Origin of the sequence: Salinivibrio kushneri (genome assembly GCF_027286325.1) — a bacterium.
Taxonomy (GTDB): Bacteria; Pseudomonadota; Gammaproteobacteria; order Enterobacterales; family Vibrionaceae; genus Salinivibrio; species Salinivibrio kushneri_A.
Map to the genome: position 1 here is coordinate 132292 of NZ_CP114589.1, position 25207 is coordinate 157498.

Sequence of the window (25207 nt, forward strand, 5' to 3'; positions counted from 1 at the left end):
ACAAATTTATCCAATTGTAAAATATAACTTTTTTATTTTTTCGCCCCTCTTAAGTGATTCTTAAGTTTCCTCTCATAGAGTGAAGGCATAACCACATGAGAGGAAATTATCATGACCGCCAACACCACCCGACCATTTAAATGGGACAGAGTCGCCCGGTTCAGCCATTGGCTGATTGCTGCATTATTCTTTGCCAATATGAGCGTCACGGAAGAAGGCAGTGACATTCATCGCTGGTTTGGGTACGTGATTCTTGGGGCCATTGCCTTACGTCTGATTTGGGGAATGCTCACGCATTCAGAAGCACGACTAACCCGTTTTATTCCCTCGCTTTCTGCCGCTCGTGCTCACTTCAGCAACCTTACACGCGGACGTGATCATACAAGCTCAGGTCATAACCCTGCCGCAGCACTTATGATTTGGAGTCTTTGGGGATTGCTCCTCGTCACCATTTTGACTGGCTGGGCAATGACGCGGTCAGGTGAAGAGATCGAATGGTTAGAAGAAGTCCATGAGTTTGCTGCCAACGCAACCCTGGTACTCGTCACTATCCATGTTAGCGCCGCCATTTTGATGAGTCGTTTTGGCAAGCGTAACTACATTAAATCTATGCTGCGTTAAGTGGTGCAAAGATGACAAGCCTTCGCAATTTTAGACCTATTCTCGTTTTCTTTTCTCTTGCGCTCGTCCTGCTTAGCCTATCGAGAGTCGGCTTGCTTGTCTGGCAAGATCATGGCGAGTGACCACAAAAAAAGCGAGCCTTGAGGCTCGCTTGATACCCGAATACGGTGCAGAGATCAGGCCATTGCCATGGCTTGTTGTGCGATCACTAACTCTTCGTTGGTTGGGATCACCAATGCTAGCGGTGACGCTTGGGTGGTGATTTGCCCTGCGGCACCAAAACGTGCGGCGGCGTTGGCATCGGCATCCGCCTGATAGCCGAAAATAGCCAGCTCTTTGAGGATCATCTCACGCACTGGCAGTGAGTTTTCGCCAATTCCACCGGTAAAAACAATCGCATCGAGGCGGGATAACGGCACCATGTAACTTGCGATGTATTTTGCTACACGATAAGCAAACATTTCTAGTGCCAATTGTGCGCCTTTGTGGCCCTGCTCTGCCGCCTCGACCAAGCCTCGGCAATCGTTCGTCAATTCCGAGACACCGAGTAAACCGGCTTTATCGATCAATTCATGGTGGATCTGCTCAGTGGTTAAGCCTTTTTGCGACAAGAACTCAAGAATGGATGGATCAATATCGCCACAGCGTGTGCCCATCATCAAACCGGCTAACGGCGTAAAGCCCATGCTGGTGTCGACACTTTGACCCTCTTTGACCGCACACAAAGAGGCACCGTTGCCTAAATGAACGGTAATCACGTTGCTTTGTTCAGGCGCTTGGTTAAGCCATTTGGCGGCTTCACGGCTCACGTAATAATGGCTGGTACCGTGGAAGCCATAGCGGCGAATACCGTAATCGTTGTAGAGCTGACGCGAAATCGCGTAATGGTAAGCTTTTTCTGGCATCGTTTGATGGAATGCCGTATCGAAAACCGCCACTTGTGGCAAGCTTGGGAAGGCTTTGCGTGCCGCTTTAATGCCCACTACGTGCGCGGGGTTATGCAGTGGCGCCAAGGCTTTTAGCGCATCAATTTGCGCCAGTACAGCATCGTCAATCAGGGTAGCTTGGCTGAAGGTTTCACCGCCATGTACCACACGGTGGCCAACGGCCTGCAGTTTGTCACTCAATTGGTTGCTTTCGATAAGGCCCACAATGATGTCCATGGCCTCTTGGTGGTGGTTGCTTCCTGCACTTAAGGTTTTCTCGGTTTTTTCACCGTCGACTTTCCAGCTCATCCGCGCGTCATCGCGCCCAAAGCATTCTCCAGCGCCGGAAATCACCGCATCGCCAGTTTGCGCATCCATCAGTGCAAATTTTAACGACGAGCTACCTGAATTAATAACGAGTACCAGTGCATCACTCATAGGGTTACCTTATTGGCAGAATTGGGGTCGCGGCTCACAGCCGTGACCCCATTATTAAAATATTTTTGAACAATTCAACTATCGTTATAGTGATAGCATAATTGCGCAACAATTTACTGCGTAAGATCAAGCTAAGTGCGCACGGACTAGACAAAAACAAAAACCGATAGATAGCTCAAGATAGCGGTGGCGAGCACTATCAGCATGCTGATGGCGATTCTGAAACGCCACTGATTTATCTGAGCACTGACACGTTGACGAATACTGGTATGAGGCACAACGAGACCCAAGCAATGAGCATATTGATTAGCTTGATGCTGATGGCCTTGTTGGTTTAGTTCATCAAGCAGTTGGTGAACATGCGCCACCGAGCAGTGACCCAGCACGGCCATACACTCCTCATGGGGCATAACTGTGAGCAATTCAACTTGCTTGTTGATTTCATATTGCAAAAAGGCATTGCGAGCGGCCACGATCTCTGACGTTGAGAAAGTGGTCGATTCAGTAAAAGGGTTGTTCATTACCGTCATGGCGAATCTCCCGATTGGCAGTAGGTAACGACCATCAACAACATAGTGCCCAACTAGGCAGAGTGATGTGTCACAGCGAGAGGAGAAAAACAAAGCGGGCGGGGCCAACTATCGGCGACAGTTGGTAACGATGGGATACAGCAATACCAACTGTCGCTATTTTTCTCCGTTCAGACTCGGAGGATGGTCGGTATTGTTCATGGTTGTCTCCAAAATTCATGTGCTGCTTAGAAAGCGAGGTAATGATAACAAGAAACGCAGGGGCTGTCTGTTAACGGGAAGTCATTTCTCACCCCATTGCCTGATCAAAAATAACCATGACATTAGGATTTCGTTTCAGCTCGCTGACGACATAACAACACACTGGCACCCAACAGTTGCGAAAAAGCGACCGTTAAATCGGTTTGCATTTGTTGTTCACACTCTTGCTGTAGTGTTTTTAAACATCTGAATGCGGCACCATTATCGGCTTTGCCGCTGATTAACACATAAAAGCACAGCTTTAGCGTTGCTTTAAACTCACCCTCGGCATGCATCGCTTGCATCCAGCTTTTCATAAACGCATTGATGGTACTGCGAGTATCGAGGGGCGTACGCAGGCTCTCTACCAAAAAAGGCTCTAATGCGACCATAAAATCTTGCTTGCGGGGAAAGTGGTGGCTGATCCCGGTGCGCGATACGCCTGTCGCTTCACTGAGCGTGGTATAAGACATTCCTTCATAACCAAGCGCCAACAGCTGCCGCTTCGCTTCTGCCAAGATAGTCTCGATGGTTTGCTGTGTTTGGGCTTTACTGCGTTTTGGCATGCGTAATCTGTTCTCCCCGTCAATCGCCGTCATTGGCGCTGTGATGACACGCGCGCCACTCGGCTCGCGGTCAGGCTAACTCACGAAAAAGTCCCGCCCCTTTTAAAATAGTACAGACTGACCCACTCAGCCTGACACTAACGCTTTACCAAGACGCTGAAGCGGATCAAACTTCCAAAAACCTTATTGAGAAGAATATGAAAAAACTGAAAAATCCGTGGCAAATCACTGCAAATAGTGCCATCAGTCATAATTTGAACACGTGTTTAAATGATTATCTTGCTTCCCCTCGCTCCTGATCACTAAATTAACATTATTATAACGTTTAAACGTATTCTTACGTTGCGACAATGAGGAAGTCCAATGTCACATATCAAACCGAACGATCAGATCCTACGGTGGGCCGATGAACGTCCAAGCCATGTTTTTCTCCGCCAGATTCACGGCCGCCGCTTTCATGACTACACCTTTGCGGATGTGGCCGACCAAGCATTGCGCATGGTCACCGCTCTGCGTGACATGGGACTGAAGCCCGGTGATAAGGTCGCGCTCATCTCTAAAAACTGCGCGGAATGGTTTATTGCCGATTTAGCGATGATGATGGGCAGTTATATCAGTGTGCCAATATTTCCAACGGCCGGGACAGACACCATTGACCATGTGGTGACTCACAGTGAATCGAAAGCCATGTTTGTGGGCAAACTTGATGACAGTAAAGCCCTGAGTGCCTCACTGGAAAGCATGCCAGGCTTAAAGACCATTGCCTTTCCTTACCCCACGTTTAGCTGCCATTACGAATGGCATGATTTGATCGCCAACCATGAAGCATCAGATGAGCGCCCTGTGCATCAAGACAGTGATGTGATGTCTTTAGTGTATACTTCCGGCACGTCTGGATTACCTAAAGGGGCGATTTTAAGTTATGGCGGCTACTGCTGGTCAGCTCAGCGGTTAATTGACCATATTGGCATTGAGCCTGATGACCGCCTGTTCTCTTATCTACCACTGGCGCATATTACCGAGCGGGTTTACATCATGGGCTCGGCCATCATGGGCGGGATACCTACCGCTTTCCCTGAATCGCTTGATACCTTTATCGAAGATGTCAAAATGCATCGTCCGACGCTATTTATCTCTGTTCCTCGCTTATGGACGCTGTTCCAGCAACGGATTCAAGAGAAGCTTCCAGACGGAAAGCTTAACCTTCTCCTTCGCATCCCCTTGGTCAATAACTTGATTAAAAGCAAAATCGCTAAAAACCTTGGGTTGGATCAGGCACGCGTGTTGGGCTGCGGCTCAGCCCCTGTCTCGCCCGCATTACTGCAATGGTATGAAAAGCTAGGATTACACATTACCGAGGCGTGGGGCATGACAGAAAGCTATGCCTACAGTACTCTCAACTACCCCTTTAGAGCCGATAAGATTGGCACAGTCGGTAATGCTGGGCCTGGGGTTGAGATAAAAATTGCCGATGACCAGGAAATCCTGGTAAAAAGCGAAGGCCTGTTCAGTGGATACTACAAAAACGAAGAGGCCACAGCCGAGACCTTGGTGGATGGCTGGTTACATACGGGTGATCTCGGTGAACTAGACAGTGAGGGGTATCTCAGTATTTCGGGGCGTAAAAACGACACCTTTAAAACCGCCAAAGGTAAATTTGTCGCGCCGGTGCCGATTGAAAAGCGTTTGTTCGAGCTCTCTAATGCCGAGATGCTGTGTGTGATTGGTTCAGGCATGCCTGCGCCTATTCTACTCGCGCTGCCACATCACTTTCCCAACTTTGACCGCGCACGTTATGAGCGTCGCGTAAAGAAGGTGATTGATACTATCAATGGGGAGCTGGAATCACACCAGCAAATCAAAGGCGTATTGATGATTAAAGAGCCTTGGAGCATTGAAAACGGCAAACTCACGCCAACACTGAAAATTCGCCGCCACAAGCTTGAGCAAGAGTATCATGATATCGGTACTCACTGGCCGAAAGGCACCTTAGTACAATGGGAAGAAGATTGGGACTGATCCCTTAAACCCAATCGCATGATAACGCTCACCCACCAATGGCATAAACGCGAATGGTGGGTGATGTCTTTGTCAGTACCTGTATCGCTTGCTATCGCTACGTGTCGCTACAAACACTGCAAAACCTGACCTGCCTCAATGTGCCACAACCAATACTTTGCTAAAGATCGTCGTATCGACTTACAGCAGGCCACCAGCACGTTTTTCACGCCTGCTGCTTTTAACGTAGGGAAATATCATGAAAGAGAATCAAACCGACACCTGTGATGCATGCGGTGTCAGCGCTGAAATAGGTTACATTATTTCTGAAGGCGACGAAGTGGCAGAAGTGACCATTCACGGCGACAGCAAGGACGCGGTGCAAGCACGCTTCGAGCAATACCTATCCCTTGCAGAAAGCATTAATCCTGCCGTGAAGCATGACTTTGATCCGCAACAGTTCGATGGCAGTCGCGCTCACATCAAACTGCAATTTGAATGCAGTGCCGAAAAGCTGATTTTTGAATTGCGCAGCCGCGGGCTGAATAACGCGTGAGTGTGACGCGAAAACAACGCGCGTTTAAGGGGTTAAGCAACAGGGTGTTATCTCACACCCTGTTGTTGCTTGCCGAACGCTGTTTATAAGCGCAAGCTTTGCCAAGCTTCGCACATTTCACGGAAGGTGGTTGCATCTCCCTCGGGCCGATCTGGGTGCCACTTGAGTGCCATTTTGCGCCACTGACGACGAATTTCATGCTCGCTGGCATGCTCGTCGAGCCCCAGCACTTTTAGCGCCTTATTGCGCTCCAGCATGGCTTCACCCGGCGCTTCGTTGCCGATATGGCGCTGGTAGTGCTTCCAAAACGACGACAGCAGCTCTTTAACGTCATCTTGGCTGGCATCGTAGTTGTTCCAGTCCATGTAGTAATCACGCAACGGATCCTGGTAATCAATTTCTTTGGCTACAAAACCACTGCTGCCGACCCGCCATTGCAGCTGAATATCCATTGACTCAACCTGCAACCATTGCTGCGGCAACAACATTTCTTGTAGTTGATACAGTGCATTCATAATCAGGAAGTTGCGTTTGAATAAATCAAGGTGGGGGTCAGCATCGAGCTGGGCCATCATGGTGTCTTTTTGCAGCTCACCGAGTAGGTGGTGCACTTTCCAGCTTTGTCGCGTTGATTCTAGAATACTGAGTATTGGCCAAATCAGGGGGTTGTCTATTTCATCCCGTTTTTCAGCAAGCATGACGTTCATCCTCTGTCACTGGCCAGCTACCTTGAACCGGCATCTCTTGGGGTTGGTTGTAAAGCCACCTTATTAAGGTATAAACCAATTCTGGCTATTTTGTAGCAAATATCGGGAAATCCATTTTCCAAGCACGCACTTTTGACCGCGTTCTCCGCCATCATAATGACACTCCCAACGTTGCCGATTTAATATTAAGCATATCCAGTGCCAACTTATGATGAAAAAGAGACCGTTTTGGCATATTAAAACCAAGTCTTGTCTGTTTATGTCGAGTCGACATCACAAGGCATTCATCTTAAACCGTGCAAACCCCATAATTTTTGTCATCTAATTCGCATTCTGCCCAGAACTCCATTAATCTTTCTACAAGCACAGACTAAACAACCTCTTTTCTATGACAGCTTCTTCTACACAATGTGAGGCTTGCAGGGATGCCCAGCCACTCGCTTTCGATTTTACCATGGCATTCCAACCGATCATTCAGCTTTCTACCGGTTCCATTTATGCCTATGAAGCGCTAGCTCGGGGATTAGATGGCAGTGGTGCAGGCAGTGTGTTCCAACATGTCAATGCAGATAATCAGTATCAGTTTGACCAAACCTGTCGCATCAAGGCGGTGAAGCTGGCCGCTGAGCTGGGTATCCCTTGTTATCTCAGCATTAATTTCATGCCCAATGCGGTTTACGAGCCTGAGCGTTGTATTCGTACCACCCTTAAAGCAGCGAATGACTATAACTTCCCACTTGATCAGATTCTGTTTGAGTTCACCGAAGGTGAAGAAGTGTTGGATTACGGCCATATTCAACGCATTATTCGCTATTACCGCTCGCAAGGTTTTTTGACCGCAATCGACGACTTTGGTGCTGGCTATTCCGGCCTAACAGCGCTGGCTAATATTGATACCCATATGGTGAAACTGGATATGGCATTGGTACGGGATATTGACACTGACGTCACCAAGCAGGCCATTGTTCGCCATAGTGTCGCTATGTGTCAGGAGCTACATCGTCAAATTATTGCCGAAGGCGTTGAAACAGAGGCAGAGTTGCAGTGCTTGGTCGGGTTGGGGGTCGATTTTTTTCAGGGCTATTACATCGCTAAGCCTGGATTTGAGTGTTTACCTGAAATCAATCAAGCACCTGGACTAGATGCCTTCCATCGTCAATAATCTGACTGCCCAGCGAGTTTGACCGCTCGCTGTTTTAACTGCCTCACACTCACAATTGATAATCTTTCTCAACTATCGTCTTCCAGGGTATACTGGCGAGCATTCACCATGTTGAGGAGGTTTACAGGATGAGCTGGGATAAGTTGAGCTCTCAGGGCGTTTCCCGACGCCAATTCTTACAAAAAACGGCAGCCATAGCGGCGCTTTCCACTCTACCCGCTTGCTCCCTAGTCTCTGCCTCTCGGCAAAGCGGCCAATGGGAATACCATTTAAGCGCTGAGCCCAGTCAGGCCGAGTTGGTGCCCGGTTATCAAACCGACGTGCTCGCCTTTAATGGCAACATCCCAGCCCCTACTATCCGCTGCCGCCAAGGCGAGCCAGTGACGATTCACTTTACCAATAACCTCAACGAACCCACCACCATTCACTGGCATGGACTGCGTATCCCAATTGAAATGGACGGTGTACCTTTTTTATCCCAAGCGCCTATTCAGCCCGGTGAAACCTTTACCTATCGTTTTACCCCACCGGATGCCGGCACCTTTTGGTACCACCCTCACATGAACTCTGTCGTGCAGCTAGGAAAAGGGCTGGTCGGCACCATTGTGGTGGAAGAGTCATCACCGATCGCGTTTGACGAAGAACATGTTCTCATGCTCAAGCACTGGCACCTCGACCGCCAAGGGCAATGGAAAGATCTCGCTATTCCTCGTTATAGCGCTCGCATGGGCACACCCGGTGAGTGGGGCACCGTGAATGGTACTCATCATCCTGAATACACACTGCAAGAAAAGGCGACCACACGGTTGCGCTTGGCCAATGTGGACAATACGCTCACCTATCCGATTCAAGTGCGCGGCGCAGACGCTTGGATCATCGCTATCGATGGTAACCCGATTGCCACACCACGCCGGTTAGAAGAACACAAGATAGCCCCAGGGATGCGGCTAGATATTGGCCTGATTGCACCAAACGCCGGCGAAAAAGTCGAAATAATGCACATGAAAGGTGACTTTCCTTTCTTGCTCGCGAGCTTTATCTCGACGCCCTCGCATTTGCGCGAGAAAGAGCTTCCGGCGCTACCGCTCAACCCTGTACCCGCGCTTGATTTAGCCAACGCCGAAACCCGCCACTTTGTCTTTGAGTGGGCGGGTGCCATCACACCTGCTGATAAGCAAGGCAAAGGAAAACACGAGTTTTGGCTGATGAATAAGCGAGCCTGGGAGGGAATGAGTAAAGGTAATATTCCTGAACCGATCGCAACACTCGAACGGGGCAAAACCTATATTTTCGATTTAAAGAATGTCACCCAATACCATCACCCGATTCACCTGCACGGCCACACCTTTACTGTGCTGGAAATGGATGGCAAACCGGTGACACCTTTCCACACTGACACCGTGCTGTTGGGTAAAAATGGCCACGCCAAGGCAGCGTTTGTGGCCGATAACCCAGGCCGGTGGATGTATCATTGCCATGTCATTGAGCACATGAAAACCGGCCTGATGGGGTTTGTCGAGGTCGCATAGCGGCCAAACCACGTATATAAAAAACGGCGAGCATTTGACTCGCCGCTTTATGTCGTCACTCGGTTGTCAACCGCTACGATTAACGATCCTTTTCCGTTTTAAAGCGATTCACCAACTCTGAGAGCTCTGAGGCCACCATACGTAGCTCTGCCGCCGTGGCATTCGTTTGCTCTGCCGTGGACGCTGCGCTGTTAGCGCCTTCTAGCACACCGGTCACATTCTGATTGATATCTTCAGAAACAGAGTGCTGCTCCTCAGTGGCTGTGGCAATTTGTGCCGCCATATCGTGAATTTGTCCCACCAAGCTTTGAATGGTATCAAAGACGCTCAAGGCCTCTTCCGTCGCCTCCGTGGTGGTCTGTGAATGCTCAACACTGCCTTGCAGCTTTTCAGAGAGCTGGTTGGTGCGTTGCGTTAAGGCTTGTAGCAGCTCATCAATCTCTTCCGTTGATTTGGTGGTTTTTTGTGACAGAACACGCACTTCGTCAGCGACAACCGCAAAACCTCGCCCATGCTCCCCCGCACGCGCTGATTCAATCGCCGCATTAAGCGCAAGCAAATTGGTTTGCTCGGCAATACCTCGAATGGTATCCAGCATGGCGGTGATATTGTCGTTTTCTTTGGTGAGCTCCGCCATCGCGCTATCCGCTTCGTTGAGCGTGGTCGCCATTTCCTGTACGGCCGCACGGGTATTGTTCATCAAGGCCATACCACGATCGACTTCCGACTGACACTGCTGGGCGGAATCCGCCGTTTGATTACAGTTTTGAGAGACTTCGTTGGCGGTGGCCACCATTTGGTGGAACGCAGTGGCGATTTGCTCTAGCCCTGAGCGCTGCTGGTTACTGGCACCGTCTAACTGCTCCGCAAATTGGGTGGTGTGATCGGCATGAGACGACAGCTTGGTGGATCTGTCCTTAATACCAATAATCAGCTCTTGAATCACATCCACGAACTGATTAAACGCACCGGCCGTTTTACCCAGCTCATCCTGGCTGCGAACCGGTAAACGCTTGGTCAAATCACCATCACCGCTTGCCGCATCACTCAGCCCATCACTGACCGCAATGATAGATGCCGATATACGTTGAATCATAAAGTAGCCAAGCACACCAAAGACGATAACAAGGATCAGACTGATGGACAGGATCACCGTCTGCAACTGCGTCACTTGGCCGAGAACCTCTTGCTGCGGCACAATCCCAATCAAACGCCAGCCACTCTCCGGTGCTTTGTATTGGTTCACGAAATAGTCTTCACCATCAAAGGACGCGGCGGTAAGTGACTCGCTAAAGTTGCCGCCGCTATAAACACTTTCGACACTCCGCGCAGGCTCAAAGTTGTTATCCGGATTGTTAGGATCCGCAAGCACTGTGCCCGTGTCTTCCACCAACACAATGTAACCCGACTCACCGAGGGTAACGTCGCCCAGCATGTTTGTCAGCGCCTCTAGGGTGACGTCGACACCAATCACGCCACTCAGGCCATCTTGGGCTTGAAACTCCATCACATAATCAAGGAGGGGAGCCCCGGTATTCACGTCTTGATAGGCAGGTACCCTGACAGGGGTGTTGCCACTCCCCTGCCCCGTCTGGTACCAAGGACGTGGCCTCGGGTCATAGTCACCCAAATCGCCTTGCGGCCATTGAATGTAACCACCGTCGCTTAAACCAAGAAACACATACGCAAAATCTTCTCGCGATTCTCCCATCGCCTCAAGCAACCCATATGCCCGTGCCTCAGTGGGGCTATTTTGCTTGGAGGTCATGGTTTGGGTTGCGCCCATATACTTGGTGACTGAGCTATCTAAGCGTTTAAGCGCGTCGCTGTTACCCAGCATCTTGGCGTTTGCCGCCAGTCCTTCTAAGTAGAATTTAAACGCATTGCCTATGTGCTGCATTTCTTTGTATGAGCTCTGCTCATAGCTTTGCAATGTACTCGTTCGAAACTGATAGAGTGACACAATAGCGATAATGAGGGTGGGCAGGATAACGCCTGTCAGGACTACAACGAGTAATCGTTTTTTTATACTCATACTGACCTCCGTCAGTGACAGCACATAGGAGCATGTAGGTAAAAAGGTTGAATGTGTTGTTTTAAACTAGATCAACTATTAGTGACAATCTAATAAATAATGCATTTGTCCCCATTTTTACTAAAAGGCAGACTCGTACTGCTGGCCTTTTTAGACAAAAGCAACGACTCGGCAGACACGGATTGCATGATGGCAAAAAACCCTTTAAATTAGATAAATCTAAATTAATAGGAAGGCCTTATGACGAAGAAAAACTATCAGGAAATCAATCAGCAACAACTGGCGCTCAATAAACAATTTAAAGCACACAGCAGTGATACCTTATCCGCATTCGGACAGCTTCACCGGGCAGCGATGGCAGAGGGCGATCTCGATGTAAAAACCAAGGAGTTGATTGCATTAGGGATTGGCATTGCCGCGCGCTGTGATGGCTGTATTGGTGCGCACGTCGCGGCCGCTCTCAAACACGGCGCCACCAAGCAAGAGTGCGTAGAGGCCATCAATGTCGCCGTATTAATGGGCGGTGGTCCGTCATTGATTTACGGCTCTCAAGCACTGGAGGCCGTCGAGCAACTGAGTGAGGCATAGCTTATTAGCGCTCGGCAACAATATCGGGCTGAGATGAGACGGTCTCAGCCGTATCGAGAACCCTTGTTACTGCTAACGCAAATAGTGTATCGATATGCTGCCAAACATCTACTCGTAACATGTTCGACACTCTCTCGAATCCCACCTCCTGTAGGCTCGGGGAGCACATTTTTAGATCACCGATGTTAAAGCGCAGTTTCGGTTCATCCCCGTGGGCACGGGGAACACAGTGATTATGAAACCATCAATATTTATGCATGCGGTTCATCCCCGTGGGCACGGGGAACACCAAAAAGCGTAACAAGAAATTCAACGCGCTCACGGTTCATCCCCGTGGGCACGGGGAACACTATTAGTTCGTCACCAAGATACCCGAATGGAACGGTTCATCCCCGTGGGCACGGGGAACACAACCATTGGCCCGTTAACAAAAAATGCTATTCCGGTTCATCCCCGTGGGCACGGGGAACACATTCAGTTCAAAGTCGTCTGTCTCGGTATTCTCGGTTCATCCCCGTGGGCACGGGGAACACTTATCCGCTTTTGCCTTTATCATTTCCGCGTGCGGTTCATCCCCGTGGGCACGGGGAACACTTGTTTTTGTTTGGATCGTAAACGTTCGCAAACGGTTCATCCCCGTGGGCACGGGGAACACTCAAACCAGTCTTTGTCCCCATCAGAACGAAACCGGTTCATCCCCGTGGGCACGGGGAACACCTGGATCAGCTTACCGAGCATGACAGTGCCACCGGTTCATCCCCGTGGGCACGGGGAACACTTTATCTCTAAGACGGTTGATAATGGCTAAGCCGGTTCATCCCCGTGGGCACGGGGAACACGAAGTCACTTTTAAGACGACCACCGGTCATCACGGTTCATCCCCGTGGGCACGGGGAACACAAAACAGGCCGCCGTTTTGTACCGTCTTTTAACGGTTCATCCCCGTGGGCACGGGGAACACGCCGCAATATATCGCGATTAGCAATGTTAGTCTGGTTCATCCCCGTGGGCACGGGGAACACGGGCAGCGTTACCAACTCACCGTGGCGGATGCCGGTTCATCCCCGTGGGCACGGGGAACACTTTTGAACAAACATAGATGTATTGCCAACGTCCGGTTCATCCCCGTGGGCACGGGGAACACGCCAAGGCAGTACGTGGCGGGGGCTTGCACTGCGGTTCATCCCCGTGGGCACGGGGAACACAAACTACATGGTGGGGGAAGATTTGGTGGTGACGGTTCATCCCCGTGGGCACGGGGAACACATAACAAGTTATTGAAACTGCGTACAGGCGAACGGTTCATCCCCGTGGGCACGGGGAACACTTTAATGGTTCCATGTATTTTCCCTTAATCGGCGGTTCATCCCCGTGGGCACGGGGAACACCTGTGCGGATTCGTTTTTGTAAACGCGTTCGCCGGTTCATCCCCGTGGGCACGGGGAACACCTTTTTCGAATGTCAACTTGTGCCCTTACGAACGGTTCATCCCCGTGGGCACGGGGAACACGGTAGTGACATCAAAGAAGACGTCATGTCACGGCGGTTCATCCCCGTGGGCACGGGGAACACGCGCCACTAGAACAATTGGATAGTTCATCCGCCGGTTCATCCCCGTGGGCACGGGGAACACTGATGGTTGTGGTCCCCAGCAAACAAAACCGCCGGTTCATCCCCGTGGGCACGGGGAACACCATGTATGCGTCAACGTCATCACCGTCTAGGGCGGTTCATCCCCGTGGGCACGGGGAACACAAAGTGGTGGAATCTATGGCCATGTATGGTGGCGGTTCATCCCCGTGGGCACGGGGAACACACAAACCCGTGCGCAAAGATTTTTTAATGCGCCGGTTCATCCCCGTGGGCACGGGGAACACGCGCACCATCAGCATCAAAACAGCCATTATTCGCGGTTCATCCCCGTGGGCACGGGGAACACTCAATTTTACGTATAATGTCAACGACGGCGTGCGGTTCATCCCCGTGGGCACGGGGAACACCTAGGAGCCGGACTACACGGCACTATATCGGTCGGTTCATCCCCGTGGGCACGGGGAACACTTGAGGATAACCCACATATTACAGGATCAGAGCGGTTCATCCCCGTGGGCACGGGGAACACTCATTATACGCGCCTGCCAACGTTTTCATTGTCGGTTCATCCCCGTGGGCACGGGGAACACGATACAAACATCATTTATCGCTGGCTAAACGGCGGTTCATCCCCGTGGGCACGGGGAACACGAAGTTCACCGCATCAAGGTGATGTGCAAACACGGTTCATCCCCGTGGGCACGGGGAACACTTTTTCACCGACCTAAACGCTGGTGCGGCTAACGGTTCATCCCCGTGGGCACGGGGAACACTTCTTTACGTGATGTCATGTCTTCGTCACTCTCGGTTCATCCCCGTGGGCACGGGGAACACCGTAAGCAGCCATAGAGACATTATCATTACCGCGGTTCATCCCCGTGGGCACGGGGAACACGACGTAAAAGGGCATCGAGACTACTCGCCGGACGGTTCATCCCCGTGGGCACGGGGAACACAAAATATCACTCCTGTTAGTAATGGCGGCGTGCGGTTCATCCCCGTGGGCACGGGGAACACGCACTTGCTCAGCCACCCAATGCACGTCACGACCGGTTCATCCCCGTGGGCACGGGGAACACATCTGCCCCCAGCCGAACACAATACCAAGCTGCGGTTCATCCCCGTGGGCACGGGGAACACTTTACGGGCGTCGTGAAACATGGCTTTGTCGTCGGTTCATCCCCGTGGGCACGGGGAACACACCCGTACCAGGTTTTGCGGAAGGCGGTATGGCGGTTCATCCCCGTGGGCACGGGGAACACCCCATAATCTGGCGCGACTGGTGAACAGGTGACGGTTCATCCCCGTGGGCACGGGGAACACCGGGAAGTATATCACCAGCGGTGATCATGAAGCGGTTCATCCCCGTGGGCACGGGGAACACTGTGTCGATATCCCAAAAGACACACGTGCTATCGGTTCATCCCCGTGGGCACGGGGAACACTTTATGGAACCCATCAACAAGCTGTTGACACACGGTTCATCCCCGTGGGCACGGGGAACACCCGCTATCAAAGCGCCTGGGCGTTACAACTGGCGGTTCATCCCCGTGGGCACGGGGAACACGTACGTTCACTCAAGGAACGAACGTCGTAATACGGTTCATCCCCGTGGGCACGGGGAACACTTTTTCACGCGCAAATGCCGCTTTGCGTTTAGCGGTTCATCCCCGTGGGCACGGGGAACACTGTTGTGTTGGCTGCGACACGTTGCTGCAAGGCGGTTCATCCCCGTGGGCACGGGGAACACCAGAAGCGGTATCAAGAGAAGTTAATGACAAACGGTTCATCCCCGTGGGCACGGGGAACACAAATCAAGGAGATGATGAGTTGGGGAATCCAACGGTTCATCCCCGTGGGCACGGGGAACACCTCTCCACAGAAGTCATTACGCTAAACTACGACGGTTCATCCCCGTGGGCACGGGGAACACCAAATCCTGACTCACTACAGCCCCTGACGAACCGGTTCATCCCCGTGGGCACGGGGAACACTGCGCCTTGGTCTCATGGATCACGCGACGGTACGGTTCATCCCCGTGGGCACGGGGAACACAGTAGTCGTTTAATTGGCATCGGTTGTCACTCCGGTTCATCCCCGTGGGCACGGGGAACACGTATCAGCAATTCTGACGGTATTACCAGAGAACGGTTCATCCCCGTGGGCACGGGGAACACATATAATAAACGGTAATGTCGCGCAATTGATGCGGTTCATCCCCGTGGGCACGGGGAACACTTGCGTCGGCTTTTCTAGTGCTGACTCGGTGACGGTTCATCCCCGTGGGCACGGGGAACACTGAGTCGGTGAAAATAAGTCCATAATCTCTCTCGGTTCATCCCCGTGGGCACGGGGAACACAACGAGATTAACTACGACAAAACGCTGGTCAGCGGTTCATCCCCGTGGGCACGGGGAACACATCTTCCGAAAGTCCACTATCTGTCGCTCGGGCGGTTCATCCCCGTGGGCACGGGGAACACGGTTAAATCTACGGGACTGTTAACAGTAAAATCGGTTCATCCCCGTGGGCACGGGGAACACTAAAAGAAATGCTATCCTATCACGACAAGTGGCGGTTCATCCCCGTGGGCACGGGGAACACTTCTACAGCGCATGAATAGTCACGTTCTACCTCGGTTCATCCCCGTGGGCACGGGGAACACTCGTTGTGCCCGAGGTGGAGTACGAGGGTCGGCGGTTCATCCCCGTGGGCACGGGGAACACCCACAGCACTCAGGTTAGCGTCAAAGTCCGGTCGGTTCATCCCCGTGGGCACGGGGAACACGAAGTTTATCCGCACTAACGAAAGTCTGTCTGCGGTTCATCCCCGTGGGCACGGGGAACACTCTAAACGGATATTACTGTTTTATATAACAAAAATCGACCTGCATTTTTCTACCAACTTTTTAAAGAGCAAACTGGGCTTATTTATCCTCATCACTCGGCTTGAATACCACCAACCTTAAACCATCTAAATCGACAGGCTCCCGACGGTTTTCACCATAAGTTTGAAAGTCAAAACCTGATTCATTGTTCATCGCCCAACACATCACCACGTTGCCGGAGTCAGCAAGTTCTGTTACCTGCTCCCAAATCATTTCCCGCACGCGACGTGTTACATCGCCCACATAGACACCGGCGCGCACTTCGAGCAACCAGACAGCAAGTCTGCCACGTAATCTTGGCGGTACGGCTTCGGTGACGACAACAAGCATAGTCATTATTTAGCCGCTCCTATGTCCGCTATCACCGATTGATTTTGGCTCAGGTATAGCTGGTGGTTGGGCGTCATGAGGCGGTTCAGGCGGTGCAATATCACCTGCCGCTAATACCTCTTCGATCATCGGAATAATATTTTTCAATAACTTGCTGGTTCTAAAGAGTTCACGACAAGCAAGACGTACTTGTCTATCAGGTGCTGCGGGTGAAGAGGCGGCAACTTTGAAGGCGAGTGGTATGACCGTGTCAAATTTAACAATGTCTGCAATATCATAAACAAACGAAAGTGGTTTACCCGAGTGGATAAATCCAATCGCCGGCGCGTAACCAGCTGCTAAAATAGCCGCTTCAGTCACGCCATAAAGGCAACTGGTCGCCGCACTAATACATTGATTGGTCACATCGCCTTTATCCCAGTCATTTGGATCATAGTTGCGGCCATGCCATTCAACGCCGTATTGCTTGGCCAATATTTTGTAGCTGTTGCGTACTCGAGCCCCTTCAATTCCACGTAATTGTTCAACACTACGTCTTTGAGGCGCCGGCTCACCAAATCGTCGCTCAAACATTTTACGCACGACTTTTAGACGTAAATCAGGGTCAAGCGCAAGCTGCGCTTGGTATAAAAGACGATCAGACCGCGCACCGCCAGGTTGCCCCACAGAATACAGTCTCACCCCTGCTTCACCGACCCAAATCAATAATGTACCCGTTGTTGCCGCGAGTTTAACCGCAGCATGACTGATGCGCGTACCCGGCTCCAACATAATGCATACCACTGAGCCCACTGGGATATGCATTCGTTCACCATTCACCTCATCAATCACAACAAAGGCACCATCACGCACATCAATGCGCCCCATCCCGACAAAAACCATCGAACGCCTGTCTTTTATCGGGATAGGTTTCAACGGAATGAACCCCATGGTGCCTCCATATTTATTGGCCGATATCTATGCAGGCCGAATCAGCATTAACCCACAACCCATAGCTTTGGCGCGCCCAAAACCTTTTGCGTATTGTTCCAAAAAGCGTTCGCTGTCTTGGAGCGTTAAAGTACCGCGAGCATTCACACTCGAAAACTGCACATGCGCGCCACTCTTTTTCCAACTTTGATGTTGGGTATATCCCTCAATCGTTGGCACGTTATCGAATGTTATACCCCACTGCGACAATCGATTTTCATCACAAAGCCATTGTTGCGCGGCCTGATCCATAGTTTCCTGCAGTTCGATAGCACTCACTTCCCCCGCCTGCTTTTTAGCATGCATAAGGACATCGTGCCGCTGTCGCTTTCCTTTTGCATCTGTCACACAAATCGTCGGGTTTACCTTTAGCTGAAAGTGAAGTCGCTGGCCATTGTATAACTGGGGCGAAAATAGCTTGGTTTGGAGATCAAACACACCAGTTTCATCTTGTGGTGGAATAGTTGAAAGAACATAAAACAATGGCCGTCCCGTGGCCTGTTCTTGCTCCTCTCGATATATAAACGGTCGTTCACTCGCATGACGAAAGAGTTGCCAAATGATTTGGTGCGTACTGTATGCACCATTGTGGCCAAATTTTGAGATCAGTTTAACTGCTTGTGCAGATGACAGTAGCCGGACTTTAGACAGGTACATCATTGGCCTCCTCTACCGTCAATTGATGCATAACGCGTTGTTTAAATTGCCAACGACCGCGATTGATAGGCTCATCCCAAGGGTGGGTGGTTAATACGCGCTCATCATCAATTTCTCCCACATCGCCTTCCCAAAAGTAAGTCGCATAAGGTGTCGCCCCCAGCCAGAGTGCATCGCTTTTATTCGATGCTGTTATCGCTGGAAACTCCATATCTAATGCTGACTTTAAATCAGCATTGGCCACCAGGGTAGGTTGTAGTGGTAAGGCCGGTGGACATGCTTTTCTCCCCAAAGAAAGGGGATACACAGGCTTTAATAACGCCTTTTTTAGCTCGTTTAATGACATCGTAGCCGAGGGAGAGAGCCACACTGCAACTACCCACAAGCCATCACAACGATAATCACGTTTTGAGAGCACAGTTTGTAGTTTCTTTCCCGTCTTTAATTCACTTTGGCGCGTGCGATGTATGCGCTTTTTATCGTGACTCGGCACCTGCGCGGTATGGTAGTCACGCAAAAGCGAACCCGGTACACACTGCTTGATGCCGATACATACGCTTTGTTGCAAGCTTAAAAGCTGCGTCTCATCATCCCGTTTTATGCCAAGTGCCGCCCCAAGTAATCCGAGTACGGCTGAACGCGACGGATACGCGCTGGTGGGTCTGTCGCCACCAACGGCTGGCTCACCCCAACTGGCTAGCGGTCCATATAGTCGAAAAACAAGATAATCTCGCATCTTGCCTCCCACTTATTCTGTAACGAAGTTAAGTAGTTCATCAAACGAGCCGCTACCCTCAAATACATTTAATGCATATCGGCTATCTGCACACTCACCATACACTTGGTCGAATTTTTGCACTTGATCTTTGATCGCCGCTACGGCCGCTTGACCTTGATCGGGATCGTTAATGGGTTTCAGAAACGCTACCGACAATTGTCTTGGTTGGTGTTCGCCTTTCTCGGCTAAAACAAAACTCGCGTAAGCACGTGAAGCAAAGCTATTTTGTTTACCTGAAGGTGCTACTTTAACCGCCGCTTCCGTCAGAGCTTTGATCGCGCTATCGGCAAGTGCCTCATTGCCCTGCAAGTTGTTAATCAGCTGCGTTTTGTTGATGCAGATATAGGAATAGAATAAAGCGGCCGCGAAACCCGCTTCACCAAGGTGAGCAGAGCCCGCATCTTCCTCTTTGTTGTTCAAATCATCCACAGCGGTAAAATAATCATCTTCCACAACCACGCTATGAACACTCAATGCATGCGCAACTTGGCAGGCGGCCTCCACATTAAACGATGGCGAAGAGGCTAACATACGGCCAAATAAGGCGATGTCGGCTGCTGCATGATCTGCCTTTAATAAGTCCAGTTCTTCTTTTTTTGGCGCACGATTTTCTTCTGCTAATATCGCGATCAAAGAGCGTGCTGCATCTTGCTCTTCTGGGCTAATATGAACAAGCTGCTCGATATCTAATTGATCTTTCTTGATTTGGCCAAAAACACCTGCTATCTCTGCCGCCCATACTTTGGCGGATTTTTCGGTAACACCTTGTTCGACAAGCTCACTGTATAACTGTCGGCCGAAACGTTTGGTCCGAACCCCAATTTTACCTGCCAACGCCGTTTCAAAAACTTCCGATGTCCGCCAATGGCGTTTTAAACTTTGCGAACTCACACGTAAGCGCTCAAATCCGCCCATTTTTGCGGTTTTGGGCCGGCCTAAATCGTCACGGTTTAGATTAGAAGGCGCATAAGAAGTCAGTAGGTGTAGTTGAATAAATTGGCTCATTCTCTTTCCTTTTTCTATTTAGTGCCCGCTGCGCGGTAATAGTCCATTGCCCATTGAACAGTGATGCGTTTATCTGCTTGGCGAGGATAAAATTGGCTGTGTTCCTCAAACCATTGATAGATATCCTTCGCCAAAGATTTGACCAAAACACTGTGATCAAGCTGATGCAGGATCCTTCTTAAACGGCGCAGAAATTCATCCGGTGTCTTGGTATCTTGCAGTTGTGCAAAGCGCAGCTCACTCACTCTCGATTTATCACTTTGTGCTTTGCTCCCCGCCGCCGTCGCCAGATTGTGTGCGCTATCATGCTTCACATGTACTAGCGCACCAGCAATGGCTGCCCAGCATTCCATGTCACTTGATGTAGCATGCTCCGTTATGAGAGCAGGCAAACTTTGCCATAAGGCACGAAACCCTGGCGTCAGCATAACGGCGTCAAGATCTCGACAGCGTTTTAGCTGTGCTTTTTGTGCGTTTGGAGCTGGCGTGATACCTTTTTTGTATAATTCATTCGGTGATAAGTACATACTTTGCCACCAGCGTAAAACACTATGTTGTAGTGCACTATCCATTAGGCGATCTCCTTATCAATCGCAATATCATGTTCACGAATAAATGCTTTTATATCTTTACTGTTAAATAGCCACCAGCTCAGAGTCTGTCTCGCTTTAATCCGTCTCGCCATATTTCTCGCATTACCCAGCTCAGTCATGGCATAACCATCAAATAAGTCGAAACATACAGCGCGTAATGTGTTGAGCCATTTTTTTGCTTGTTCCGGGGTTAAGCTCTCGTCTTCTTGCTCTATATTTTCAATCAACTGAGACACGGCAGTAAAAAAAGCAGACTCCGTCTTCTGCCAGAACGCGAGATCGATAAAAGATGTATCGCCTTTCGCATCCTTTGGACGATCAAACCACGCATTTTTAATTTGGTCGCGGAGCTGCTTAAGACTTTTGACCGATAAATCTTGCAGTGTGTTTACTGCTGTTAGCACATCCTCTTGCTGCTCTTCACTAAAGGCAAATAAAGGCAATTCACTGTTGTACCACCCTCTCGCCTTCATATTATCCATGTCATAACCGAAAGCTTTGAGGTGTGGACGGTAACCTAATAACTTTCCGTGCCTTTGACTTAGAGCGTAATAGTGAGAAATCACGGTTGCACATCTATAACCTTGGGCGTCGCTACTTAACGTTAGCGTATCCCAAATTTTATAGGTGATACCGCCAGGTTGTGCTTTAACCGAAAAAGGGGGCTCTTCGGGCTTTTTCGGGTTAAACCGATATGGCGTTAAAGGATGAGACCATTCTCCATCATAATTCGCCCCGTAATTTTGCGTCCGGTAATGGTTAACAACCTGCTCAACCTGTTGACCGAGTAATTGACACTCTGCGTCATGATATTCGACTTCTAGGCGGATACGTCTTGGCATCGCCCAATAAACATGTAATGGATGAACCGCATTGGCATAAACTTCACTGCCCTTTTTCTCACTTGTCTGCGTAGGAGCAAGCCACGGGAAAACGGAACCATCTGTAAAATTAGGCGATGGATACCGCCAAAAATCTTTATTAATGATATTAAGCCAAAGCTTTTCCCACAGGCTGGCCTCGCTTGTTACTGGCATCACTAACGTTGTTAACGGCCCGCCACCACGCAAACCGACACGATGTCCAGATCCACCAGCAGGCGCATTGATTTGCATAGTAAACAAAGCCAACGCTGCCATTTCGAGAGACAACACTTGACCAATACCCCGCTTGATAAAATGATCGGTATTGTTCTTTATGCCGTTGGCGCCAGGCGCTTCTATCAATAGCCCTGAGACCGTGGTGGATGGCGCATCCTCGAGGGAGTCAAAATCCTGCATAAATAAGGGACCCTCTCCAACCACATTAAAGGCGTGACTGACCTGGTCAACCGCTTCTTCCAAAACAGCATCGGCCGGTGGCGTTTTAAAGTAATGGTGCCATTGTGACAAATCTTTTGGCGCAAACGCGGTTTGTAATAAGCCAATAGCAAACTGATACGCTGCGCCATAAAAATCTGCTCTTGGTAGTGAAAAATCTACGACGTCGGGATCACATATCGCAGTAATCGGCCGTTTCTTAATGTCGCCATTACGATGGATATACTCCAACCATGGGTCTTGAATTAAATTCATGTCGCCTCCTGTGGCCACTCGTAAAATCCTTTTTCCTCGCTATAAGCAAAACGAGAATCGTTTTCGGGCAACCAGATTTCCATATATTTCACATGAGGGTGTTGCTCGATCAACTTTGTCAATGCAGGCTCAAGCCGCTCGGGCAAAGGCGCAAGTTGTTCGGCGTACTTTCTTTTTGACAGCTTGACCGTGCTAAGCGCCACTGCAAATCGATTGTCTTTTGCTATTGGCACTAGCTCACCTGCTTGTTCGTTAACCAGCAACACGTCCACGGTTTCTATGTCGTTATAGCGGGTACTAATATCTGTTTCATCATCAAACCAATAGTCTGCACTGCGATCACAATAACCATATTGCCAATCAATACATTGCGACTGTGCTTTCGCGCCGATACTGTATGTTTTTCCCAAATATTCGTCTTCCATAGGTTGAAGCGCGGTTGGAATTTGTGCCAGTGCTTCATCACTGTAAACGGCTTCAACCAACTCGCGTGCATGCATTGGCATACAGATTTTGCCTAATTGGCGTAGTTTTCTAAGCCCCAACCAAAGTCGTCCAGGTGAGCGATAAACAAATTGCGTGGGTTGAAAGTGACGACTTAGCCAATCGGCTTTCGGCTTGTCTTCCCAAGAGGGGGCATGAATATAGAGAACGGGAGGGTCGCGTTCGTCGTCACCTTGCGCAATATAGGCACCTTGTTTGTTTCTTGTATGACGGTGTAAACGTCCCGCGCGTTGAATCAAGTCATCAATCGGGCAAATATCGGATATCATTACATCAGCGTCAGCATCTAAGCTCTCTTGAAAAACTTGAGTCGCAACTAATACACGACCTTGACGCTCTGATTGCGAACTGCTTTTACCAAAATTGTCGAGAACGGTTTTCTCAATATTTTTTCGATCGGCTAAGATAAATCGGCTATGAAATAAATGGCTCCGTTCGGGATGATCAAGCCGACTCAGTAACTTTTCATACGCTTCGTGTGCATCATCCACGGTATTTCTTATCCAAACCACGCATTGCCCTTTAGAAACCGCCGTCAACACCGTTTCTAAACAGTCATCAAACTGAGTGAGCATATCTACTGCGATCGCACGTTTTTGTTTAGCCTGCCGAGGAATAGCGGTTTCTTTCAGTGCTGGAGCTTTATCAATCGCCACTTGGGTAGCTAAAGGGAAGTGATCCTGACTCGGCATCACAGGGGCTAAACCGGCGGCTTGCTGCCACACTTGGCATAAGCGTTGCCGTTGTTGCTGAGATAAGGTAGCCGTTAACAATATAACCGAGCCGCCCTGATGCAGATGCAATGATAATAAGCTTTCCAACAAGGCGAGCATATATTCATCCGCTGCGTGGATTTCGTCAAAAATTAGGACCTTTCGATTCAACCCTAGTAAACGCAAAGATTGATGCCGCCGAGGTAATACAGCGAGCAACGCTTGATCAATGGTGCCCACGCCAACAGGTGCTAATAACGCTTTTTTACGCGAATCCGCAAGCCAAGCATTACATTGTGCCGTCACGGTTGCATCACGCTGGTGATAGTTGCTATCTACCGTACCTGTTGTGTGCACCATTTCTCGAAATCGGTCATTCATATCACGGGCACCGTGTGCCAGCGTAATACTGGCTTGTTCTCCCTCACCAAGTTTCACCATTTGCGTATAGTGATCGGCTACTCGATCAAACATGGCATTGGATGTCGCCATTGTCGGCAAGCCAAAATAAAAACCATCGGCCGCGCCTGCGGCCATGAGTCGATGTGTGAGTGTGAGCGCGGCTTCAGTCTTTCCTGCCCCTGTCATATCTTCTAAGATAAACAGCTGAGGTTGGTCGTTGATTTCTACCGACGCCGCCCAGGCCTGCAAAGGTGTTGGGGAAAAAGGGAAGATATCGGAAAAGGCACTAAAAGGTGTCACTGTCGGTGTGCGAGATAAGTCGGTATGGCTTAATGCTTGTTCGGCACACGCCAGCGCACAATGCCAATACTGCTCAAGCGGTTGAGGCTGAGAGACGTAGGGGAAAAAGTGAGTATCTGAACCCATCCAGTCCGCCAGTACGGCCAGCCCTGCTAGTTGCCAGCTCACTTGTTCAAGTCGCGCTCGCCAATCAGAAGAAGACAGTATTTCAATTTTGATTTGCGGCTGAAATAACTCACCTACATCAGCAATAAATGCTGTCACCGCATCATGATTGCGCGCTTCCGTGAATGATCTCATCCGCCTCGGCATTTGCCGATTGACTGGCTGACCGTGATGTCCCAATACACATTGCGCCAGCACGTCAACTGTTTCATAGACAGCTGTTTCATCATCCATTGAACCGAGCGATTGACCACAAATAGCTTGAACTATCTCAGTCTCATGCTGCTGCCAGAAATAATACCCTAGCCTGTCATGTCGGTATTCTCGCCCGTCATATTCTTTTTTACTTCGAGGGTTTAATAGGGCATCGGAAACACTGAGGTTCAGTTCCTGAAATGCGGACGCATACTTGCCTAAGTCATGAAGCGATATCATGAAACACCATAGGGTTCGTAGCTGTTCCGGAGAGAGTTCGAGAAATTCCGCAATGGCTTTCGTGAGCGGCCGCTCTTTATGAAGGAGGCGATAGCTAACGGCCGCTACGTCCAAACAGTGATAGGCCAGCTGGTGATAAGTATCCCCGCTTCCTATGTCAGCACTGGCCTTTCCCCAATAGGAAAAATAAGGCTTTTCGTTATCCACAACCCATACCCAAGTCCTATGCTTTTTAGAACGCTAACATAGGCATATCCAGCCAGCAATTTAGCCATATGAGTTATGTGAGTTAGGAACGAATCGAAACAGCCGCAGTAAAGTCTCATGAAAAATGAAGATGGCACATCGAATACCTATTCATCATTATCAATAGGTAATCTGTGCCATCTATATAAGTAAAAAGCAT

At 49.9% G+C, this 25207-nt stretch carries 19 protein-coding genes and 1 CRISPR repeat array; of the genes, 6 read left to right on the forward strand and 13 right to left on the reverse strand.

The features are described from left to right. Positions 1 to 111: 111 nt before the first annotated feature. Positions 112 to 621 (forward strand): cytochrome b/b6 domain-containing protein, encoded by a 510-nt coding sequence (locus N8M53_RS13505; protein WP_269580385.1) that lies wholly within the window; start codon positions 112 to 114, stop codon positions 619 to 621. 176 nt (positions 622 to 797) lie between these two features. On the opposite strand, the gene N8M53_RS13510 is transcribed toward N8M53_RS13505, so the two are convergent. From N8M53_RS13510 to N8M53_RS13520, 3 genes are all read right to left on the reverse strand, one after another. Then, complete coding sequence (locus N8M53_RS13510) at positions 798 to 1985, reverse strand: acetate kinase (RefSeq protein WP_269580386.1); 1188 nt, start codon at positions 1983 to 1985, stop codon at positions 798 to 800. Positions 1986 to 2131: 146 nt separating this feature from the next. After that, complete coding sequence (locus tag N8M53_RS13515; protein ID WP_269580387.1) at positions 2132 to 2515, reverse strand: hypothetical protein; 384 nt, start codon at positions 2513 to 2515, stop codon at positions 2132 to 2134. Between the two features lie 323 nt (positions 2516 to 2838). Beyond that, positions 2839 to 3321, reverse strand: a complete 483-nt coding sequence (locus tag N8M53_RS13520) for a TetR/AcrR family transcriptional regulator (protein WP_046075717.1) — start codon at positions 3319 to 3321, stop codon at positions 2839 to 2841. Between the two features lie 363 nt (positions 3322 to 3684). Between N8M53_RS13520 and N8M53_RS13525 the strand changes: the two genes are divergently transcribed. Both N8M53_RS13525 and N8M53_RS13530 read left to right on the forward strand, forming a co-directional pair. Beyond that, complete coding sequence (locus tag N8M53_RS13525; protein ID WP_269580388.1) at positions 3685 to 5340, forward strand: AMP-binding protein; 1656 nt, start codon at positions 3685 to 3687, stop codon at positions 5338 to 5340. Positions 5341 to 5578: 238 nt separating this feature from the next. Further along, a complete protein-coding gene (locus N8M53_RS13530; protein ID WP_269580389.1) occupies positions 5579 to 5875 on the forward strand; it encodes a DUF406 family protein in 297 nt (98 codons plus the stop codon). 83 nt (positions 5876 to 5958) lie between these two features. Here the strand turns inward: N8M53_RS13530 and N8M53_RS13535 are convergent, their stop codons facing one another. After that, positions 5959 to 6573 (reverse strand): DNA-J related domain-containing protein, encoded by a 615-nt coding sequence (locus tag N8M53_RS13535; protein WP_269580390.1) that lies wholly within the window; start codon positions 6571 to 6573, stop codon positions 5959 to 5961. A 397-nt stretch (positions 6574 to 6970) separates the two neighbouring features. Here N8M53_RS13535 and N8M53_RS13540 point away from each other — a divergent pair, with 397 nt between their 5' ends. Together N8M53_RS13540 and N8M53_RS13545 are read left to right on the forward strand one after the other, a co-directional pair. After that, on the forward strand, positions 6971 to 7744 hold the full coding sequence (locus N8M53_RS13540; protein WP_420066622.1) for an EAL domain-containing protein: 774 nt from the start codon (positions 6971 to 6973) through the stop codon (positions 7742 to 7744). Between the two features lie 128 nt (positions 7745 to 7872). Further along, a complete protein-coding gene (locus tag N8M53_RS13545; RefSeq protein WP_269580392.1) occupies positions 7873 to 9273 on the forward strand; it encodes a multicopper oxidase family protein in 1401 nt (466 codons plus the stop codon). A 79-nt stretch (positions 9274 to 9352) separates the two neighbouring features. Here the strand turns inward: N8M53_RS13545 and N8M53_RS13550 are convergent, their stop codons facing one another. After that, positions 9353 to 11308: a methyl-accepting chemotaxis protein gene (locus tag N8M53_RS13550; protein WP_269580393.1), complete on the reverse strand. Its 1956-nt coding sequence runs from the start codon at positions 11306 to 11308 to the stop codon at positions 9353 to 9355. 240 nt (positions 11309 to 11548) lie between these two features. Here N8M53_RS13550 and N8M53_RS13555 point away from each other — a divergent pair, with 240 nt between their 5' ends. Beyond that, complete coding sequence (locus tag N8M53_RS13555) at positions 11549 to 11896, forward strand: carboxymuconolactone decarboxylase family protein (RefSeq protein ID WP_269580394.1); 348 nt, start codon at positions 11549 to 11551, stop codon at positions 11894 to 11896. Between the two features lie 199 nt (positions 11897 to 12095). Continuing rightward, a CRISPR array of direct repeats spans positions 12096 to 16337; the repeat unit is 29 nt; unit sequence CGGTTCATCCCCGTGGGCACGGGGAACAC. Between the two features lie 78 nt (positions 16338 to 16415). On the opposite strand, the gene cas2e is transcribed toward N8M53_RS13555, so the two are convergent. From cas2e to cas3, 8 genes are read right to left on the reverse strand one after another with little or no spacing between them, the layout of a single operon-like run. Next, positions 16416 to 16712 (reverse strand): type I-E CRISPR-associated endoribonuclease Cas2e, encoded by a 297-nt coding sequence (cas2e, locus tag N8M53_RS13560; RefSeq protein ID WP_269580395.1) that lies wholly within the window; start codon positions 16710 to 16712, stop codon positions 16416 to 16418. A 3-nt stretch (positions 16713 to 16715) separates the two neighbouring features. Then, complete coding sequence (gene cas1e / locus N8M53_RS13565) at positions 16716 to 17636, reverse strand: type I-E CRISPR-associated endonuclease Cas1e (protein ID WP_269580396.1); 921 nt, start codon at positions 17634 to 17636, stop codon at positions 16716 to 16718. Positions 17637 to 17663: 27 nt separating this feature from the next. After that, a complete protein-coding gene (gene cas6e, locus N8M53_RS13570; RefSeq protein WP_332301574.1) occupies positions 17664 to 18335 on the reverse strand; it encodes a type I-E CRISPR-associated protein Cas6/Cse3/CasE in 672 nt (223 codons plus the stop codon). Continuing rightward, entirely contained in the window at positions 18319 to 19068 is a 750-nt protein-coding gene (gene cas5e / locus N8M53_RS13575; RefSeq protein WP_269580397.1) for a type I-E CRISPR-associated protein Cas5/CasD, read from the reverse strand. Before cas5e ends, cas6e begins: the two co-directional genes overlap by 17 nt. A gap of 12 nt (positions 19069 to 19080) precedes the next feature. Beyond that, positions 19081 to 20115: a type I-E CRISPR-associated protein Cas7/Cse4/CasC gene (gene cas7e / locus N8M53_RS13580; protein ID WP_269580398.1), complete on the reverse strand. Its 1035-nt coding sequence runs from the start codon at positions 20113 to 20115 to the stop codon at positions 19081 to 19083. Between the two features lie 14 nt (positions 20116 to 20129). Continuing rightward, the gene (gene casB / locus N8M53_RS13585) at positions 20130 to 20687 is read right to left on the reverse strand and encodes a type I-E CRISPR-associated protein Cse2/CasB (protein WP_269580399.1); all 558 of its coding nucleotides are present in this window, start codon (positions 20685 to 20687) and stop codon (positions 20130 to 20132) included. Beyond that, positions 20687 to 22282 (reverse strand): type I-E CRISPR-associated protein Cse1/CasA, encoded by a 1596-nt coding sequence (casA, locus tag N8M53_RS13590; protein WP_269580400.1) that lies wholly within the window; start codon positions 22280 to 22282, stop codon positions 20687 to 20689. The genes casB and casA overlap by 1 nt, the downstream gene beginning before the upstream one ends. Next, positions 22279 to 25008, reverse strand: coding sequence for a CRISPR-associated helicase Cas3' (gene cas3, locus N8M53_RS13595; protein WP_269580401.1), 2730 nt, complete (start codon positions 25006 to 25008; stop codon positions 22279 to 22281). The genes casA and cas3 overlap by 4 nt, the downstream gene beginning before the upstream one ends. Positions 25009 to 25207 lie beyond the last annotated feature (199 nt).

Coding starts and splice junctions, on each gene's coding strand:
- N8M53_RS13505 (WP_269580385.1), top strand. CDS start 112: ATGACCGCCAACACCACCCGACCATTTAAATGGGACAGAGTCGCCCGG.
- N8M53_RS13510 (WP_269580386.1), bottom strand. CDS start 1,985: ATGAGTGATGCACTGGTACTCGTTATTAATTCAGGTAGCTCGTCGTTA.
- N8M53_RS13515 (WP_269580387.1), bottom strand. CDS start 2,515: ATGACGGTAATGAACAACCCTTTTACTGAATCGACCACTTTCTCAACG.
- N8M53_RS13520 (WP_046075717.1), bottom strand. CDS start 3,321: ATGCCAAAACGCAGTAAAGCCCAAACACAGCAAACCATCGAGACTATC.
- N8M53_RS13525 (WP_269580388.1), top strand. CDS start 3,685: ATGTCACATATCAAACCGAACGATCAGATCCTACGGTGGGCCGATGAA.
- N8M53_RS13530 (WP_269580389.1), top strand. CDS start 5,579: ATGAAAGAGAATCAAACCGACACCTGTGATGCATGCGGTGTCAGCGCT.
- N8M53_RS13535 (WP_269580390.1), bottom strand. CDS start 6,573: ATGCTTGCTGAAAAACGGGATGAAATAGACAACCCCCTGATTTGGCCA.
- N8M53_RS13540 (WP_420066622.1), top strand. CDS start 6,971: ATGACAGCTTCTTCTACACAATGTGAGGCTTGCAGGGATGCCCAGCCA.
- N8M53_RS13545 (WP_269580392.1), top strand. CDS start 7,873: ATGAGCTGGGATAAGTTGAGCTCTCAGGGCGTTTCCCGACGCCAATTC.
- N8M53_RS13550 (WP_269580393.1), bottom strand. CDS start 11,308: ATGAGTATAAAAAAACGATTACTCGTTGTAGTCCTGACAGGCGTTATC.
- N8M53_RS13555 (WP_269580394.1), top strand. CDS start 11,549: ATGACGAAGAAAAACTATCAGGAAATCAATCAGCAACAACTGGCGCTC.
- cas2e (WP_269580395.1), bottom strand. CDS start 16,712: ATGACTATGCTTGTTGTCGTCACCGAAGCCGTACCGCCAAGATTACGT.
- cas1e (WP_269580396.1), bottom strand. CDS start 17,636: ATGGGGTTCATTCCGTTGAAACCTATCCCGATAAAAGACAGGCGTTCG.
- cas6e (WP_332301574.1), bottom strand. CDS start 18,335: ATGATGTACCTGTCTAAAGTCCGGCTACTGTCATCTGCACAAGCAGTT.
- cas5e (WP_269580397.1), bottom strand. CDS start 19,068: ATGCGAGATTATCTTGTTTTTCGACTATATGGACCGCTAGCCAGTTGG.
- cas7e (WP_269580398.1), bottom strand. CDS start 20,115: ATGAGCCAATTTATTCAACTACACCTACTGACTTCTTATGCGCCTTCT.
- casB (WP_269580399.1), bottom strand. CDS start 20,687: ATGGATAGTGCACTACAACATAGTGTTTTACGCTGGTGGCAAAGTATG.
- casA (WP_269580400.1), bottom strand. CDS start 22,282: ATGAATTTAATTCAAGACCCATGGTTGGAGTATATCCATCGTAATGGC.